Source organism: Chitinophaga sp. sic0106 (genome assembly GCF_019219075.1).
Lineage (GTDB): Bacteria > Bacteroidota > Bacteroidia > Chitinophagales > Chitinophagaceae > Chitinophaga.
Genome location: NZ_JAHUWJ010000002.1, coordinates 332,920 through 349,741, shown reverse-complemented (window position 1 = coordinate 349,741; position 16,822 = coordinate 332,920). Strand labels below are relative to the sequence as shown.

The following is a 16,822-nucleotide window of genomic DNA, read 5'->3' as shown; positions in this document are numbered from 1 at the left end:
ACCATCCGGTTTGGCAAGGTCTAGAGGGTTAACAACTCAAATAATAAAAAGTTTAATAATATTAGTTAGTGGCCTTTGAATTCGGGGGCACGTTTTTCCATGAAAGCCTGCATCCCTTCTTTCTGGTCTTCGGAGGCGAAGAGGAGGTAGAAGTTTTTGCGTTCGAATTGCAGGCCTTCGTCGAGGGTGGAGTCGAATGCTTTGAGAACAGCTTCTTTGGCCATTTTGATGGCAATGGGGCTCATGGAGGCTACTTCGGAGGCTAGTTTGATAGCTTCGGCCAGGAATAGTTCCGTGGGCACTATGCGGTTGATGAGGCCTGCCTGATGGGCTTCGCGGGCGGTAATGAATCGCCCGGTGAGCACCATTTCCATGGCGAGGGCTTTGCCGACGGCGCGGGTAAGGCGTTGGGTACCGCCGGCACCGGGGATCACGCCCAGTTTAATTTCCGGCTGACCGAAGCGGGCCGTTTCGCTGGCCACGATCATATCACAGAGCATGGTGAGTTCGCAGCCGCCGCCGAGGGCGAAGCCGCTTACTGCTGCGATAATCGGTTTCTTTATTTTTTTGATGGTATCCCAGGTGCTGAACTGGTCGATATTATACATATCGATGGCGGTTTTGCCGGCCATTTGTTTGATATCGGCGCCGGCGGCGAATGCTTTTTCGTTGCCGGAGAGCACGATGGCGCGTACCTGGTCGTCGGCATCCAGTTGTTTGAGTGCATCACGGAGTTCCCCCATCAGTTCGAGGTTCAGGGCGTTTAGCTCTTTGGGTCTGTTAAGCTGGATGTGGGCCACGTAGGGGGCCACTTGCTGGTGTATGATAATGAATTGAGGCATTTGTAAACTTACAAAATTAATGCAACAAGGAAACCCAATACCATCATCATTACCGCAAATACCATCATCACGTAAGATATCCAGAGTACACTGGCTTTCCAGATACTGCGCTTCCATGACTGGCCGTAGTTGTTGTACAATGCTATTACCAGGTAACCGAATATAATCCAGTTTGCCCAGGTAATACCATTTGCCCCCGGGAATATGGACATGATGATTACAGCCAGCAGGTAGAGAATAAACATGAATGAATGGAAGTGCAGCGCAAAGATGGCGAAATCTGCATATACCCATTTTTTCTGTTTCCGGTACAGCCATTTCATCAGGAGTGCTGCCAGTGGCAACAGCAGGAACATGACTTTGGGTGCGTTATGTTTGAAGTAATCCCACATTAGTTCCCTGACTGCTGCCTGATTAGGGAGTCTGCCTTTTATGAAATCTGTTACAAATAAAGCCCGGCGCTTCATATTTGCGACGTATCTATTATCGCGTTCACCTGGCGGGAGTTGTGCCTGTTCATCGTCGTAGACTTTTGTTTTAGTACCCGCGAGGGAAATTGCTTCGCTTCCGTGGCCATGACCCGCTGTGGTGGCTGGGTGGGCCATTGCTGTATCGGAGGAGTCTGAATCATGCGTTTGTGCCAGGACCGGCTGTTCCGGTACTTTTGTTTTTTCTTTAGGGAGCATTGAATCTCTCCCTAAAATATTATGACTGGTATCATTGGCAAGTGCAGGATGATAACGATAACCGTTCACGGTATCTCCTTCGGCTACAACGCGTAGTGTATCTGCCTTTTGTGCGGTTGTTTGTTTTTTCAGTTTAGGTGGATCATCCTCGATATCGATTGACTTATCCCAGTTTTTCGCCATAAAGCCGAAGGCTGTCAGGAAGAATACGAAGGACACGAACACGTATAGTTTAATTGGGTTTACGTAGCGTACCCTTCTACCAGCCATATATTCCCTTGTCAGGAATCCGGGGCGGATCATGAGATATTTGAGTGTGATCAGGAACTGGCTGTCGTAGTGAAAGATATCAGCTACAAAATGTTTCACCAGGTGTCCGAAGGTTTCGTGCTGTACGGTATTTTCCTGGCCGCAATGGGTACAGTATCTTTCTGGCACTTCGTATCCACAGTTCAGACAGTGTTTGTCTTCACGTAAGGGTTGAGTTCTCACAAGCGATTTAGATTATTGGCGGGCTAAAGATATAAAATTAATTGGCATATGGCCAAAGCGGGAGGAAAATCAAACATCTGAAAAATTTTAAATTGAATTTTACGTTTAATTTGCAGACGCAAAAGCGTAGTAACCTATTCATGAAGAGATCAATTGCAATTTTATTAGGCTTTCTGGGCATTGCCTCCACAGCCAGCAGTCAGTATTATTTCCAGGACATTGTGAATACGCAGCGTACCGTTGCTACTATGGCGGTGCTGAAGCAGCAGAAGGTAACGGCGCAGATGGTGCAGACGTTTGATCCGGGGATGCAGCCGGACAAGGATTTCAGGTGTGTTCGGCTGGTGAGTCCGACTGGGCATCAGTTACGCTCTGTTACTAACAGTAGTGCCACAGGTTATGAGGTGCTGGTGAGCACTTTTTCATCGAAGGGGATGCTTACCAAAACGGTGGACAGTACGAATGCGAGCATTACGATTACCCAGTACCGTTATGATGAGGGGGGCAAGCTGGTGTTGGTGAGCAGCAGTTCACAGGCGACGTCGAGTAAGTTAAAGTTTGAGGAAACGCGTAGTTATGTCTATGATACTGCTGGCAGGCTGCAGCGGATGGTGCGGAGGAAGAGTGCGACCAATGATTCGCTGGTGGTGGCTTTCAAGACGGATAGTGCGGGGCATGTGATTGAGGAGCAGCCGGCGCTGGGCAAGCGGACGTATTTTAACTATGACGCCAATGGTCAGCTGACGGACATATACAGTTATAACGCAGTGAGAAAGCGTATGTTGCCGGACTATATGTTTGAATATGAGGGTGGGTTGTTAAAGAAGATGACGTCGGTAAATGTGGCTAGCGGGGAGTATACTATCTGGGAGTACAGCTATCAGGCGAGTGGGTTACCTGACCGTGAAAGCTGCTATGGCAAAGGGAAGGAGCTGTTAGGGATGGTGAAGTACAATTATACTTTTAATCAGTAATGCATAAAAATCTTTGAATCATTTGAAAAAAAATTTGTAAATTCAAAAAGATTCCTATCTTTGCAATCCCAACGAAAAACGCCATGAGCGGGGATTGAAGGGAAAAAGTTCTTTTTAAAAGCGGAAGTAGCTCATTTGGTAGAGCACGACCTTGCCAAGGTCGGGGTGGCCGGTTCGAGCCCGGTCTTCCGCTCAAAATCCTCTTGGAGGATTTGATACCCTGGTGGTGGAATTGGTAGACACGCGGGACTTAAAATCCCGTTCGCAGTAATGCGAGTGTGGGTTCAACTCCCATCTGGGGTACATAAAACCGTCATAAATACTTGAAAGACAGTATCTTATGGCGGTTTTTTTTATTCTCCAACTTTTCGAGCTTTCTTCTCATTTTTTACACATTATTTTCATTTTTAGCCACTTACGTGTTCAACTCCCATCTGGCTCAAATCCTCTGCCAGCCGAAATAAACTGAGAAAGAATAAATTTTGTCCTGCAAATGAATAGCAATACTCTTTTCTGTCTTCTTCTTTAATCTGCGAGAAGTCCGTCCAATCAGCTTTTACAGTGTCTTCAATTTTTTTATCACAGGAATGACATTCGTGGCTAATGGTTAATTCATCGTTTAGCCCTTCCAGTGATACTGTCATATCGAAGCCACAGTCCGAGCATTTTTGCGCAGGCATATCATAACGTCTTCCATCAGCATCCACTAGTACTCTGGGCAAATGACCCTTTAAACATTCAAAAACAAATAAAATTGGATGATCTTCCATATCGAAGAAATAGGTGCAGAAGCGCAAGGGTAAGCCACAGACGTCACATGTGATATGCTTTGGTATCCGGAACTTGTCAATCAGCAAATCCTTCATTTCATCGCTGTCCATCATTTCTTGTACTACCAGGTGCTTAATATTTGCCCTTTGAATTGCAATCGTTTTGTGCAGATCGAATTCAAGATCCCTATTATTAGATTCACCTGATATTCCTTGCAACAAGGTAATCGTATGGCTATCATAACAGTCAAGATAGCTGCTATCTGCCTTCCGAAGTTTTGCCTTTGTTTTCATCTTTAGACTGTTTTAAAGTGAGAAGATCATAAAACAAATTCTTCCTATAGTTGAAAGCCAGAGCTGGATGGACGGCTGAGGTAAGAAATAGTTTACCGTCAAACTCAAGTGCCTCCGGAAAAATCAATTTCATTAGTTTGAATTTCTCCGCCTCTCTGGATGTTGTAAACAACTCATTTAAATGCATCAACGTCTCTCCTGCCCTATTGAGCATATCCAGTACTGGCAATTGCTCTTTCCTCAGGATATTCGCCACTGCCTCCCAATGTGCCTTATGCAGGCTGCAATCGGCATATGCGCGATTGTACATACTGGTGGAAATCACGCCATTTAATAGCGCAATTTGTAGGTAGCAAATTTTTTGCTTTATTGCCTTTATGTGATCAACGCAGTTTTTTATCTGTGTACCTTGATTCTTTCGGTATTCCTGCAACCAAGTCACGGCCTTCTCCCTAACCAGGTCAAAGTCCGTTGGTGTGAAAGAAAGCTGCTTCAGAATTTTATCAAACATCAGATGTAATGTTTCCCCTGGGAAATTATAGGAGCGCTCCTTTCCACAGAAATAGTACAGATATTTCCGTCTGCTGCGGCCACCGGAATAACTCCCAGAGATCGCAGCACCACACGGACATCTTAACATACCACGTAAAGGAATAACCTGCTTAGGTTTACTCGCAATTGGCTTATGCCTTCTCTTCAATAAATCCTGAACTGTATTAAACAGAGATAACGATATAATTGGTTGATGTAGCCCTTTCACAAGTCTTTCCGGTTGACTGGCACTCTTCGCAATCTTAATAAATCCCGCATACAAAGAATTACTCAGAACATGCTGGATACTATTATTACCTGATCGATTGAATCCCTGACTCCTGGCCTCCTCGAAGATCAGGGAAAATGGAACGCCAGCTATATACTGCTGAAAAATAAACCTGATTATTTCGGCTTCCTTAGGTACAATTTCCAATACTGGTAACCCCGCCCTATCCTTTTTATTCCTATAGCCGAACGGAGCGTGATGTGTAAACCTTCCTGACTCCTTAGCTTGCAGCATAGCCTGAGCTGTCCGGCTTCGAATAAGGTTTAATTCATGATTCGCAATGAGCAGTTTTATTCCACGCATTAGAAAACTACTGGGCGAAGAGCTATCCTGTGATATTGGCTCGCTCACCGTGACCACACGGATTTTGTACTTCTGATATAGTTCGTCGATCTTCTGTAATGCCTTGGTCAGCTCCCTGCTGAAGCGGTCTAACTCTAAGACAACCAGATATTGGACCAGATCCTTATGTTTTTGGAGAAACTCTTCTAAAGCCTTCCAGTTGGGGCGGTCGAAGGTGTCACTGCTCTCACCATCGTCGCGAAAGAATGCAATAAGGGTAAGTTTGTTTTGTTCACAGTAGCGTTTTATGGCTTGTTCTTGAAATGTGAGGGAATAACTGGATTGGTCTTTGATACTGATGCGGGCGTAGCCAACGGCGAAAACGTTGATATTTGTTTTCATGGCTAATCTAGTTTTATCAATAATGAGAAAAGATTATCCTAAAACCCCATTTCCATTTACCGAGTTGTATTACAAAATCAATTAACGACTGCGCATCACTGTTACTTTGATAAAAGGAAGATGATTGGAATATCTATCAATATATAAAAAAGTAAAAAAATCCAAGCCTAGTGCAGTGAAGCGAAGTGGTGAGCGTAATGTTTCACCCTATTATCTTTTACCTTTGTTGGGTTGCCATACAACACTAAGAACCGAGTTAAACTTTGGAGTTATAATACAAAACTCTTTCATCCTTAGATCCTCATCCTCATCTCTTAATTCAAACCAAGTCGATTTAAAAATATCCTGATCCGCCCACTCCTTCGAATAAATCTTACCTTTCTCATAATATTCGCTTGCAACTGAGCCAGACGGAACTGCTAAATGCCTGTTATCAGGAATTCTGAACCAAAAATCTTTAGATTTTTTCCAATACTGAACTACGCCATCCTTACAATAAAATAGGCAAATAGGAAAATTTCCATGGTCAACATACCTAAAAGCTGTAGCAGACAGGGTTGTATCAAAGCTTTCGGCAAGCTTTGATAATATTGAAAATGAAAAATTCTGTCCAATACATGCAGATTTGAATTTTTGCGCTGGCATTAAAAGTTCAGCTGCAAAATCATTGGCTTCCTTCTCTTGGCTTCCTTTTCGATAATCTTCTAAAGTGTCGTGATTATCGGTAAAGCTGGCTTCCCTATCAGGATGGAGTATAATGTGCCCCAATTCATGAGCTAGTACAAATCTTCTTTTTTTGGTATATTCGATTTTTGAATTAACCGACACTATAGCTTTCCCATTTTTCATGACCATTCGTCCATCACATCCAGACAAGGGAACTTCCTTTACAATTCCATTTTTATAAATAATCAAATCTTCAATATCCACGTCTCTGGGGTCATTTACACTACATTCAAATAATAAATCTAGCGCAGCTTTAGATGCTATCATTGGCTATGTTCATTTTCTAGCTGAGACATCAGATCTAATACTTCCGTATCATTTAATATCTCTTGTAAATTTTCCACTGTAAGATTCTCCAGTTTGTTGAATTGCAGTCGTGGGCTTTTTGCTTGCAGTTGCAGAAGTATTGCCTCTTTGGTTTGAACTGTAGAAACGGCAATCTCTCTTAACATTTTAACAGCCTTTTCATATAAGCCCGAATTATTAATCTTATTCTTCGCTACGACTACTTTAAACATTTGACTTTTAATAAATGAAAGGCCTTCTTTCCCGATTTTTTCAGGATCAAATCCTTCGCACCTTAGCATTTCATCCAACCTCTGCTGGTTCTCGCAAGCCATCTCCATTTGAATGTCGATGAGTCGGTCAATATTTAGCTTTTTGGATTCCATGTTATAATATTTTGTTCTTTATAGAAATACAATATCTCTTGCCTTTTTTAATTATATTATATATATCCGATATATCTTTTGAATACTCAACTGAAAGGTCTCTTGGCTTTTTACCCTCTAAAAATTCAATAAAAATAAGATACTCCTCATCATTTCCAAACGCAGTCTCTAATTCAGCCCATACTTCGTTGGCGACTTCAATCTCCTCATCCGGTAAATCATCATCAGGCAGATTGGTTAAATAGTCCATATCGCGACCAGACACCACGACTTGGCTTCTTCTTTGTGAATTCACCTCAATTCTTCCTGTTTGCTTGAAGTGATTGCCAATTAAACTCTTAACAACGTGTTTTAAAAAAATGCGGATATCGGGTTTGTCATGAAAATCCCAGCGCCGTCTACCTTCAAAAACCCTCTTAATAGCCTCCTGCACAAAGTCTACAGCGCCTGCTTCAGAATCGGCCTCAAACCGAGTTGATAATCCGGCCTTTTTGAGTTTAAATTCAGCATATAAAACCAGCTCCTTGAAAATAGCCTCCCATTCGGAGTTACTAATATCCTGTAATCGGATAAGGGTTTCGGAGTCCATCATTACAACAATTTTGTCTATTTCATAAATATATATACTCTCTAAAAAAAACTTTTAGCCATTTGGCTAAAAAAAGAAAGTCAGGAGTATATCTAATATAAGAAGTTTTTTCAACTTTCTTACTATTCGAGAACAACTCCATCGAGAACCATAATAAAAAAACAATACAAAATCCAATGTTAACAACAGAACAACGGGATCAGTTTAGTGAGATATTCGATGAACTGGGAAAATCCTTAGACATTAGCAAAACAGATTATGACAAAGCAGTTACCAGTTATAGGTACGTCGGAGGGTGGCTGGCTGAAAAAGACTCCCCTTTGGCGCCGTACAGCCCTGTCATAAGTCCTCAGGGTTCATTCCTGCTGGGGACTATGATTCAGCCAGTAACAGAAGGAGATCATTTAGATATAGATCTGGTTTGTAAGCTGATAGGTAAGCGATCATACTGGACCCAATATGATCTGAAACATGCCATTGGCGACCGATTGAAGGCACATGGTACCTTCAATCGCATGCTTCGTAGAAAAGAAGGCCGCCGATGCTGGACTCTCGAATATGCCGAAGAGGCTAACTTTCATATGGATATCCTCCCGTCAATCGTTGGCCACGGTTTCCAAATCCTCTTGGAAAAAGCAGCCAATCGAAAAATGGAAGATCTGACACCTCTAGCCATTCGCATCACCGATAAGGAACTACAAAACTATAAGACTGCCACAGATCCTTTAGAATGGCTGGTTAGCAATATGTTTGGTTATGCTGTATGGTTTGAAGAACGGTGCAGTCTAGCCTTAATAAAAGCTGTAAATTTCTCCGAATCCATTAAACCTGTACCGACTTACCAAGTTCGTAAAACACCTTTGCAACGCATAGTTCAAATCTTAAAACGTCATCGTGACATTATGTTTAATGGCGACGAAGACAAACCAATTTCCATTATTATTACGACTCTCGCGGCACTTGCTTACAAAAAACAAACAAATATTTTGGTGGGTCTACAGGAGGTAATTGCAGAAATGGAGCAGTACATTGAAGATCGCTATGACCCAGTCACCGGCCAGTATTATCAATGGATTGGAAACCCAGTAAATAAGCAGGAGAATTTTGCGGATAAATGGCTCTCCTTCCCTCAGCGTAAAGCTAATTTTTATAAATGGCTACAGGCTGTTAAACGTGATATTGCATATGTAACTGAACAACGAAGTCTACCCACTATTCAGGAAACATTAAATCGCTCCTTTGGTAAAAAAATAATAACGCAAACATTTTCCAACCTGGCGTCTATGCAACGTGAACGCCGAGAAGCAGGGGTACTAAAAATGGCCGCTTCAACTGGCATATTAGGAGCAACTGGTCGGACGTCATTAGGCAATCACACATTTTTTGGCAGTGAAGAGTAGAATTTCATTAATACATCAGGTAGGTAGTTTACGATCATATTTTCCAGAAAGTACTGTTACCAGAAGTGGCGAAACCAGTATCACATGGATTGGTAGTCTGCGCCCGACAGCGCTCAGTAATATCTACCAGGTAAAACTAAAATATACTGTTGGGGAACCACCTAAAGTGTATGTACTGGCTCCAAAACTACAATTAGCGCCGAACTGCCTAACACTCCCCCATGTATACAGTACCGCCGAGCAGCAACTCTGTTTATATTATCCTGAATATAGGGAATGGCATCAGGGGATGTATTATGTAAAAACCTTAATTCCATGGGCATCTGACTGGCTATACTACTATGAATTGTGGCTACCCAATGGTGAATGGTTTGGCGGAGGTATTAACCATCAAGGTGACATCCCACCAATCCAGTATGAATAAATCACATTACAATTATTACTAACTTTTAAAGCTAATAAAAAATGAAAAATTATCATTTAACCAAAAATGCCCACGGCGACTGGCAATTAAAACGTGAAAACGCTGAACGAGCTTCTATTAATTTTGAAGGGTTAAATAAATCAGATGCTGTACGGCAAAGTGCAGCATACCTTTCAGATTCAGGAAGCTCCCTGAAGATCCACAAAGGAAACGGGCAATTTCAAGAAGAGCGAACCTATCCAAGATCAGCAGACCCTACTAAATCAAAAGGCTAAATGGATACAAAACCTTTCAGAATACTGAGCATTGACGGCGGGGGGATACGTGGTATCTTCCCTGCTAAACTGCTCGCAGAAACAGAAGCGGAGTTAGCTACACGTAACTGTCCGAAGACGCAAATATGGCAATACTTCGACCTAATATCAGGCACATCGACCGGAGGAATTCTCTCCCTCGCATTGTCTTTGGGCATCCCTGCTATAGATATTTATAATCTATACAGAGAACATGCAAAAGGCATATTTGGAAATAAACGGTGGCTATTCCCAACTCAGCTTTTTAAATCAGCCCATAATAGGGAATATTTAGAAAACCTTTTGAGAAGCGAGTTTTCAAAACAATTTGCTGGTAGAGATCCAATACTGAAAGACTGCAAAACAGCGACTTGTATACCTATTTACGATCTCTTCCAGGGAAAACCATCAGTACTTAAAAGCAAATACCATCCAGCATTTGTTCGAGATTTCCATATTCCCGCATATCAAGCTGCTCTCGCCACTTCTGCTGCGCCAACATTCTTTAATCCTTACTCCTCGGATTACATCGATACTAAGGACAACAAACAACTTTTTCATAATAAAGTAGATGGTGGTGTTTTTGCAAATAATCCTACTTTATTAGCGATCATTGAGGCACAAAAGGCATTTAATCAACCCCTCTCTAATATCGAAGTTCTTTCAATCGGTACTGGACATCAGCGGTTTGTGGATGGCTGTTCCAGATCACGATGGGGACTACTCTACTGGGCCATAAGCAAGAAAAGAATCATTGATCTATTCATGCAGGGTCAATCCCAGCAAGTACAAAATTTAATTAGCCTAATGAAAAATGGGATTGACAGGTCTGAACCAGACAACTTCAGGTACATGCGTATCGATACAGAATTAGACGATACTTGTAAGATCGAGTTAGACGATACGAATCCTGTCAAGTTAGATAAATTGGCAGAAAAAGCACAGATAGAGTTTCAGAATCATGGAAATCGTATCTTAAGTTTTTTAGAAATATCAAAACCTTAAAAATATAAAATGGGAAAATTTATTGCATATTTTGATTATTTAGGGTATAAAAGTTTTATTGAGAACTGTGAGGCTGATAGATTAGATACTAGAATTGGTCATATATTAAGAGATATAGAAATGTCAATGGGGAATGGCAAATACACTGAGTCATCAAAGGGACATTTGGTAGCTGATATCTCATCCTCTATCGTAAATTGCTTGAATATCTCCGATACTGTAATTTTTTCTACTAAAGATGATAGCAAGGAAAGCTTGATCGAACTTTTAGAAGTTGCTAAGAAATTTAACTTTCAAAGCAATTTCTATAATATGCCTGTCAGAGGCGCAATTTTGCATGACGAATATGAGATGCTTAGTAGTCAAAGTAAAAACGAGGCAGGATCCACATATAGCGTAAATATGATTTATGGTAAAGGACTTGTCAAGGTCCATAATAAAGCAGAAAGTTTAAACTGGGCGGGGGCGGTCATTGATGATAGTGTCATTTCCAAAATAGCCGAAACTGAGGACGTAGCTACTTTCCTCGCTCCATATGCGAAAAAATACCCGGTACCTTATAAACAGGAGCCTCATATTCGGGAAGAATATGCACTTAAATTACTAGTAGAGGGCCAAAATGAGAAATCCATCGAAAATATGTGCAGAAATATCCAGGATTCGTTTGCAAGAGACAATAAACCGACAGAATCTGAACGCGTTCAAACTATTATTGCCAATACGGTAGCCTTTGTCAAATCCCATAATTAGAGTGACCATTGGGGGAAAACACCAAGCCAATATATTTGGTATTATGTTGGGATGCAAATATTATACAATATCATTATACGACTTGAGGACAATTGGACTACCAGCTATAAAAACACCATGTATTTCAGATAAAAACGAGGTGATATTTTCCAAACAAATCCCATCTGGGGTACACATCGGACTGGCGTCCGAAAAATCTTAAAAGGCATCGCGGAAGCGGTGCCTTTTTTGTTTGAATGAAGTGTTAAGCCTACGGCATCGGACTAATGGGAATAGCAAAATACTTAAAGTAAAGGTGAGCTAGTTCCTTATCAAAGGACTGGATTATTGCGCTTCTTAAGGCTCTTTCAATATTTTCATTTCCCTTCAAGCGTTCCATGATAATCGGTAAATTGGTAGCTTTAAGCCAATATGGTTTAAAGTACCGATAGTTAAAACTAATAGGGTTCATTAACCAACTTTCAAATAATGACAAGTTTAATAATGACTTGAATTCTGGTAAATTAAAATCCAGATCTAAGACATAAGGGGACATACAAAAAATTAAACACACAAAATCGTTAAAATCAGGTTGCCTATTTTTCTCAGCTATTGGATAGTTTTATTCTCTCACTAGGTTAAAAATATTAATAAGCCCCTTCTTCACCCATCCTTTCTTTAAAGCATCTTTATACACCATTGCCACCTTCTTATCCTCCAACTTCACCAACAGTGTCGGCTTAGCCATTCCATCATACAAGCAAATTACATTAAAAGTCTCCCAGTAATCATTGATAAATTTCAGATTCTGTTCATAAACACCTTTAATTGTTCTCGCGTCGACCGCATGACCACCTTCCTTAACTCTCTGCCTTACACGTTGTTCACAATCCAGGATACTATCCAGGCATAGGTAGTTCAGTTGAATCTGGTAACCGGCATTCTCAAAACGATCGATATATCGCCAGTAATCGGGGTGTGATAACGGTGTTTCTAAAACGAAGTGTTGTCGATTACTGATGGCTTCATTAATCTTTGCAGAAAGATAATCTTCCATCATTAAAGATGATTGACTGCTAATTTCTTCCGGAGTTAATCCTTTCCCTTGAAGTTCTTTCTCAAACGTGGTACGGGTCAAGTCTCTATCAAAAGGGGGAACACCATCGAACAATTCGGGGAGCATGGAGTCTATATGAGTAGATTTTCCTGCTCCGTTGGGGCCGGAGATAACAAGCAATGTTGGCTTACTGTAATCCATTTTTAAGTTTAAAATCATTACGCACCACAATGGTCTCGGCTTCTGAAAGGGTACGAATAAACCTGGTTTCAATATCGGCACCAATGGTATAAACCTCCTGAATTTCTATATGTCCGTCTGCATATTCATAATAACCCTGCCCTTCCGGTAATTTGTTTGACAAAATCAGAAATGGCAGGTTACGGGAGAAATTACGATTCCTTAGCCGCTCAATTGTAGCGGCAAACTTCTTATCCTGAATAGCTAATTCTTTTTCTAAGGCTGTCATTTATCAATATTAAAATTCCTAATAAAATTAGCAAAAAATGAGTAGATAGAAAAATACTTTTCGACTACAGAACATTGAAATTAATAACTATTAAAGCTGCTGATAATTTCATAATTAACTGTATTTCATATAGTAATGAAACTACCCTTTGGAGTGTAGGTCGTACGGCGTCCGAAAAATCTTAAAAGGCATCGTAGAAGCGGTGCTTTCTTGTTTTAATGAAGTCCTACCTGTAGATTTATAAGCATTCATTGTACTATGAATACTATTTATCAGCACCAAATAGCCGACGATTATCAACTGCCACAATTCAAGCATAGCATTGATGCAACTATTCTTACTTCCAATTTCTTTGGATTAGAAGGAGCAGAGATCGCTACAGATTTTTTAAAAATTATTTTACCGAACGTTTGGTAATATAAAAAAACCTCCTACCTTTGTTCCATGAGACCGCAGAAAATAGACGATGCAAGTTTGATAGAAGGACTAATGTCTGTACTTCAGGCCAAAGGTTTTGAAGGCGCCAGCCTCAACGACCTCGCCAAAGCTACCGGCTTGCAGAAAGCCAGCTTGTATCACCGGTTTCCTGGTGGGAAGAATGAGATAGCAGTTATGGTGCTTGAATTCGTGTATAACTGGATAAAAGACAACATCTACCTGGTGCTGACCGCAAAAGACGCGGCACCGGCAACCAAATTGCAACGGGCTATACAGCATATCAAAGAGCTGTATCAGAACGGTGAAAAGAGCTGCATACTAAATGCCCTCTCCCTGGATTCCGGGCTGGTAGCCCTCGGCGGTGGGATCAGTAAAGCGATGTTGCTTTGGATCGAAGCATTTACCGCACTAGGCGTAGAGCAAGGCTTCACTGCTGCACAAGCTAAAGCCAAAGCCAAACAATCGCTCGTGCTGGTACAGGGAAGCCTGGTACTGTCCAAAGGATTAAATGATCCGACCTATTTTCATAAGGCGTTGACTGATTTGAAAACGCTTTTTACAAAAGAGTAAAAATTTTTTTCTTCATATTTTACCGAACGTTCGGTAATTAAATAAAACAAATAAACATGGAATACGTTAAACACCACACCACTCAAGTAAATGGCATCGATATCTTCTACAGGGAAGCTGGCAAGAAAGGTAAACCGACCCTGGTATTGTTACATGGATATCCTACTTCCTCACATATGTACCGAAACCTGATGCAGGAACTATCAGATGACTACTACCTGATCGCACCCGATTATCCCGGATTTGGCAAAAGTGCGCAACCACATATGGCCGATTTTCCGTACACCTTCGCCAGCCTGGCCGACATTGTACAAGGCTTGCTGGATCAGCTGGGACTGCACCGTTACAGCCTTTACCTCATGGACTATGGCGCTCCGGTTGGATACCGCCTGGCTACCGCCCACCCGGAACGCATTGAGTCGCTGATTGTCCAAAATGGATGTGCTTATGACGAAGGGTTAGAGCAGTTCTGGGACCCCATCAAAGCATATTGGACCAATAAAAACGATAAGGTGGCAGAACGCACCCTGGAAGGCTTTCACAGCCTGGATGGCCTGAAATGGCAATATACACACGGTGTACCTGATGTTAGCGTGATCAGCCCGGATAATTGGGAACAAGATCTTCGCCACCTCCAGCGCCCTGGTAATGACCGCATTCAACTGCAACTGTTCTATGACTATCAAAATAATACCACCTTGTACCCGCAATGGCAGGAATACTTCCGCACCCATAACCCGGAAATGCTGATAGTATATGGTAAAAACGATTACATATTTCCCGTGGGCGGAGCTGAAGCTTATAAGAAAGATGTGAAGAACCTGGAATATCACCTGTTCGACGCGGGTCATTTTGCACTCGAAAGCCATTGGAAAGAAATTGCTGCCACCATCCGGGAATATCTCAAAAGAAAAGTGACACGCCCGTCTTTAGCCAACGCCTGATTGTACCCTGGCACGCCAGGAGTGCGAGTACTCCACTCCTGGCATTCATTTAAACTACAAACGCTACAAATGAAATATCAAATTACATTTTTAATAATTATCCTTATGACAACTACCTTGTCCGGTAATGCACAAGAACAATACCCGGTATACCATAAAACCCTGAATGTGGACGGAATTAATATATTTTACCGTGAAGCAGGTAATCCCTCCAAGCCAACGCTCCTGCTGTTACATGGTTTCCCTTCTTCTTCCCACAACTTCAGAACACTGATTCCCTTGCTGAAAGACCAGTTTCACATCCTGGCGCCTGACTACCCCGGTTATGGGTTCAGTGATATGCCGCCAATGACTGACTTTGATTATACTTTCGAGCATTATTCGCTTATCGTGGAGAAATTTTTGCAGCTGAAAGGAGTGACCAAGTGCAGCATGTACATCTTCGATTATGGTGCACCAGTCGGAATGAGAATCATTCAGCGAAACCCCGCTATATTGGACCGGCTTATTGTACAGAACGGTAACATATATGCTGAAGGATTAAGCGATATCCTTAAAGCATACAAGAAAAACATCGACGAAAACACCGACGCTTCCCGCGCCAAAGTATACAACGCATTCGAACTGGACTATACTACATTTGAATATTTGCATGGTGTAAGCGATTCCACCAAAATAGCACCGGAAGCTTACCTGCTTGATCAGTTACTGATGGACCGACCCGGTAATAAAGAGATCCAGTACAAATTGAAATACGATTATCGGTTTAATATTGCGGAATATCCAAAGTGGCAGGAAACCCTGCGCAGACTTTCTCCCAAAATACTTATTGTATGGGGCGAAAATGATCCGGTATTTCTGAAACCAGGTGCGTTAGCCTACAAAAAAGATGTGCCTGATACTGAAATCCACTTCTATCCTACAGGACACTTTGCATTGGAAGAATATGCGGCTGAAATAGCAGCGCGCATCAGAACTTTCTTACAACGATAAAAGCTGAAACAACATCAGTTCCCCCACAAACTTTCCTCAAACGGCTTATCCAATGGAATGTTCATTTCCCGGCACTGGCACTTTATCCCTATCTTGCCCTCCGAATAACACAAAGCATATGACCCAAAAACCTCGCGTCATACAGATCGATACCAACGAATGGGCATTCGTACAGCCGGCAGTATTATCCAGTGAAGAAACCTTCTTGCAATACACCAGTGCCTTAAACATGCTGGACACCAATGACCCTTTTGCAGAAATGATGTTGAAGGCAATCATCAAAGAACACCCTTTTCACCTCGATGCTTACAACTATTTATCGGTAGCCTTCCGCAACCAGGAAAAGGTATTCGAGAGCTACCTTGTAGCTGAAAAGGGCTATAGAATAGGAAAAGAATGCTTTCCGGAGGATTTTCAGATAAACGAGGCCATACTTCCCTATGTTAATTCCGATAACCGCCCGTTCCTGCGGGCCTGCCATATCTGGGGTTTGGAACTGCAGTTTAATGAGGAGTTTGACAGAGCGATTGAGATCTATGACCAAATGCTGCAGCTGAACCCGCTCGACAATCAGGGCGCCAGGCATCTGAAGCTGGAATGTCTCTTTATGTTAAAAAGCTTTGCAGCAGCAAAAGAATTACTGGAAAGCTATCCAAGTGAATTTTCAATTGAGTTTACTTACGGGAAAGTATTCCTCGCTTTAATAGACGGAGATCAAAAAAGCGCGGAGCTTTTGCTGGGAGATGCCATGGCATCTAATGCTTATCTGCCAGCGGAAATTATTAAGAAGAGACATACACCACCGTCGGGCTTTTTGGAAGAGGAAATCCTTGCAGGCTCGCGCCATGAGGCGTATGAGTACTGGGTGGACTATGCGGAGATTTGCATCCAGCCTGCGGTGATCGAATTCTTTGAAAGGACAAAGCCCGTTTGGAGCAAGAAGAAAAAATAG

Annotated in this window: 18 protein-coding genes and 2 tRNA genes; 11 read left to right on the top strand and 9 right to left on the bottom strand. The window is 41.9% G+C overall.

The genetic code is table 11. From position 1 onward, the window contains the following. Positions 1–65 precede the first annotated feature (65 nt). Complete coding sequence (locus tag KW844_RS04185; protein WP_218375457.1) at positions 66–842, bottom strand: enoyl-CoA hydratase-related protein; 777 nt, start codon at positions 840–842, stop codon at positions 66–68. An 8-nt stretch (positions 843–850) separates the two neighbouring features. Further along, complete coding sequence (locus KW844_RS04180) at positions 851–2,020, bottom strand: DUF3667 domain-containing protein (RefSeq protein WP_218375456.1); 1,170 nt, start codon at positions 2,018–2,020, stop codon at positions 851–853. A 140-nt stretch (positions 2,021–2,160) separates the two neighbouring features. Here KW844_RS04180 and KW844_RS04175 point away from each other — a divergent pair, with 140 nt between their 5' ends. The 3 genes from KW844_RS04175 to KW844_RS04165 all read left to right on the top strand — a co-directional run bounded on the left by KW844_RS04175 (position 2,161) and on the right by KW844_RS04165 (position 3,297). Further along, positions 2,161–2,994 (top strand): hypothetical protein, encoded by an 834-nt coding sequence (locus tag KW844_RS04175; RefSeq protein WP_218375455.1) that lies wholly within the window; start codon positions 2,161–2,163, stop codon positions 2,992–2,994. Positions 2,995–3,114: 120 nt separating this feature from the next. Beyond that, positions 3,115–3,187 (top strand) — tRNA-Gly (locus KW844_RS04170). A gap of 24 nt (positions 3,188–3,211) precedes the next feature. Beyond that, a tRNA-Leu gene (locus tag KW844_RS04165) sits at positions 3,212–3,297 on the top strand. Between the two features lie 104 nt (positions 3,298–3,401). Here KW844_RS04165 and KW844_RS04160 read toward each other — a convergent pair. The 5 genes from KW844_RS04160 to KW844_RS04140 all read right to left on the bottom strand — a co-directional run bounded on the left by KW844_RS04160 (position 3,402) and on the right by KW844_RS04140 (position 7,551). After that, entirely contained in the window at positions 3,402–4,058 is a 657-nt protein-coding gene (locus tag KW844_RS04160; protein WP_218375454.1) for a hypothetical protein, read from the bottom strand. Then, a complete protein-coding gene (locus KW844_RS04155; RefSeq protein WP_218375453.1) occupies positions 4,024–5,562 on the bottom strand; it encodes a recombinase family protein in 1,539 nt (512 codons plus the stop codon). The genes KW844_RS04160 and KW844_RS04155 overlap by 35 nt, the downstream gene beginning before the upstream one ends. A 210-nt stretch (positions 5,563–5,772) precedes the next feature. After that, complete coding sequence (locus KW844_RS04150) at positions 5,773–6,555, bottom strand: ImmA/IrrE family metallo-endopeptidase (protein ID WP_218375452.1); 783 nt, start codon at positions 6,553–6,555, stop codon at positions 5,773–5,775. Continuing rightward, positions 6,552–6,959, bottom strand: coding sequence for a hypothetical protein (locus tag KW844_RS04145; RefSeq protein ID WP_218375451.1), 408 nt, complete (start codon positions 6,957–6,959; stop codon positions 6,552–6,554). The genes KW844_RS04150 and KW844_RS04145 overlap by 4 nt, the downstream gene beginning before the upstream one ends. Position 6,960: 1 nt before the next feature. Next, positions 6,961–7,551: a hypothetical protein gene (locus tag KW844_RS04140; protein WP_218375450.1), complete on the bottom strand. Its 591-nt coding sequence runs from the start codon at positions 7,549–7,551 to the stop codon at positions 6,961–6,963. Positions 7,552–7,724: 173 nt separating this feature from the next. Here KW844_RS04140 and KW844_RS04135 point away from each other — a divergent pair, with 173 nt between their 5' ends. From KW844_RS04135 to KW844_RS04120, 4 genes are all read left to right on the top strand, one after another. Next, entirely contained in the window at positions 7,725–8,948 is a 1,224-nt protein-coding gene (locus KW844_RS04135) for a nucleotidyltransferase (protein ID WP_218375449.1), read from the top strand. A 465-nt stretch (positions 8,949–9,413) separates the two neighbouring features. Further along, positions 9,414–9,647 carry a DUF2188 domain-containing protein gene (locus KW844_RS04130; protein ID WP_218375448.1) on the top strand — a complete coding sequence of 78 codons (234 nt, stop codon included), beginning with the start codon at positions 9,414–9,416 and terminating at the stop codon, positions 9,645–9,647. Next, positions 9,648–10,670 (top strand): CBASS cGAMP-activated phospholipase, encoded by a 1,023-nt coding sequence (locus KW844_RS04125; protein WP_218375447.1) that lies wholly within the window; start codon positions 9,648–9,650, stop codon positions 10,668–10,670. It begins immediately after the preceding gene. A 9-nt stretch (positions 10,671–10,679) separates the two neighbouring features. Continuing rightward, on the top strand, positions 10,680–11,420 hold the full coding sequence (locus tag KW844_RS04120) for a hypothetical protein (RefSeq protein WP_218375446.1): 741 nt from the start codon (positions 10,680–10,682) through the stop codon (positions 11,418–11,420). Positions 11,421–12,021: 601 nt separating this feature from the next. Here the strand turns inward: KW844_RS04120 and KW844_RS04115 are convergent. Both KW844_RS04115 and KW844_RS04110 read right to left on the bottom strand, forming a co-directional pair. Further along, the gene (locus tag KW844_RS04115) at positions 12,022–12,657 is read right to left on the bottom strand and encodes a zeta toxin family protein (protein ID WP_218375445.1); all 636 of its coding nucleotides are present in this window, start codon (positions 12,655–12,657) and stop codon (positions 12,022–12,024) included. Next, positions 12,644–12,925, bottom strand: coding sequence for a hypothetical protein (locus KW844_RS04110; protein WP_218375444.1), 282 nt, complete (start codon positions 12,923–12,925; stop codon positions 12,644–12,646). The genes KW844_RS04115 and KW844_RS04110 overlap by 14 nt, the downstream gene beginning before the upstream one ends. 444 nt (positions 12,926–13,369) lie before the next feature. On the opposite strand from KW844_RS04110, the gene KW844_RS04105 reads away from it, so the two are divergent. The 4 genes from KW844_RS04105 to KW844_RS04090 all read left to right on the top strand — a co-directional run bounded on the left by KW844_RS04105 (position 13,370) and on the right by KW844_RS04090 (position 16,822). After that, a complete protein-coding gene (locus tag KW844_RS04105; protein ID WP_218375443.1) occupies positions 13,370–13,933 on the top strand; it encodes a TetR/AcrR family transcriptional regulator in 564 nt (187 codons plus the stop codon). 56 nt (positions 13,934–13,989) lie between these two features. Continuing rightward, positions 13,990–14,877, top strand: coding sequence for an alpha/beta fold hydrolase (locus KW844_RS04100; protein ID WP_218375442.1), 888 nt, complete (start codon positions 13,990–13,992; stop codon positions 14,875–14,877). A gap of 105 nt (positions 14,878–14,982) precedes the next feature. Further along, a complete protein-coding gene (locus tag KW844_RS04095) occupies positions 14,983–15,870 on the top strand; it encodes an alpha/beta fold hydrolase (RefSeq protein ID WP_218375441.1) in 888 nt (295 codons plus the stop codon). Positions 15,871–15,988: 118 nt separating this feature from the next. Further along, a complete protein-coding gene (locus KW844_RS04090) occupies positions 15,989–16,822 on the top strand; it encodes a tetratricopeptide repeat protein (RefSeq protein ID WP_218375440.1) in 834 nt (277 codons plus the stop codon).

What these genes read in the sequence shown, in the direction of transcription:
- KW844_RS04185 (WP_218375457.1), bottom strand. Translation starts at nt 842, where the DNA reads ATGCCTCAATTCATTATCATACACCAGCAAGTGGCCCCCTACGTGGCC.
- KW844_RS04175 (WP_218375455.1), top strand. Translation starts at nt 2,161, where the DNA reads ATGAAGAGATCAATTGCAATTTTATTAGGCTTTCTGGGCATTGCCTCC.
- KW844_RS04160 (WP_218375454.1), bottom strand. Translation starts at nt 4,058, where the DNA reads ATGAAAACAAAGGCAAAACTTCGGAAGGCAGATAGCAGCTATCTTGAC.
- KW844_RS04155 (WP_218375453.1), bottom strand. Translation starts at nt 5,562, where the DNA reads ATGAAAACAAATATCAACGTTTTCGCCGTTGGCTACGCCCGCATCAGT.
- KW844_RS04150 (WP_218375452.1), bottom strand. Translation starts at nt 6,555, where the DNA reads ATGATAGCATCTAAAGCTGCGCTAGATTTATTATTTGAATGTAGTGTA.
- KW844_RS04145 (WP_218375451.1), bottom strand. Translation starts at nt 6,959, where the DNA reads ATGGAATCCAAAAAGCTAAATATTGACCGACTCATCGACATTCAAATG.
- KW844_RS04140 (WP_218375450.1), bottom strand. Translation starts at nt 7,551, where the DNA reads ATGATGGACTCCGAAACCCTTATCCGATTACAGGATATTAGTAACTCC.
- KW844_RS04135 (WP_218375449.1), top strand. Translation starts at nt 7,725, where the DNA reads ATGTTAACAACAGAACAACGGGATCAGTTTAGTGAGATATTCGATGAA.
- KW844_RS04130 (WP_218375448.1), top strand. Translation starts at nt 9,414, where the DNA reads ATGAAAAATTATCATTTAACCAAAAATGCCCACGGCGACTGGCAATTA.
- KW844_RS04125 (WP_218375447.1), top strand. Translation starts at nt 9,648, where the DNA reads ATGGATACAAAACCTTTCAGAATACTGAGCATTGACGGCGGGGGGATA.
- KW844_RS04120 (WP_218375446.1), top strand. Translation starts at nt 10,680, where the DNA reads ATGGGAAAATTTATTGCATATTTTGATTATTTAGGGTATAAAAGTTTT.
- KW844_RS04115 (WP_218375445.1), bottom strand. Translation starts at nt 12,657, where the DNA reads ATGGATTACAGTAAGCCAACATTGCTTGTTATCTCCGGCCCCAACGGA.
- KW844_RS04110 (WP_218375444.1), bottom strand. Translation starts at nt 12,925, where the DNA reads ATGACAGCCTTAGAAAAAGAATTAGCTATTCAGGATAAGAAGTTTGCC.
- KW844_RS04105 (WP_218375443.1), top strand. Translation starts at nt 13,370, where the DNA reads ATGAGACCGCAGAAAATAGACGATGCAAGTTTGATAGAAGGACTAATG.
- KW844_RS04100 (WP_218375442.1), top strand. Translation starts at nt 13,990, where the DNA reads ATGGAATACGTTAAACACCACACCACTCAAGTAAATGGCATCGATATC.
- KW844_RS04095 (WP_218375441.1), top strand. Translation starts at nt 14,983, where the DNA reads ATGACAACTACCTTGTCCGGTAATGCACAAGAACAATACCCGGTATAC.
- KW844_RS04090 (WP_218375440.1), top strand. Translation starts at nt 15,989, where the DNA reads ATGACCCAAAAACCTCGCGTCATACAGATCGATACCAACGAATGGGCA.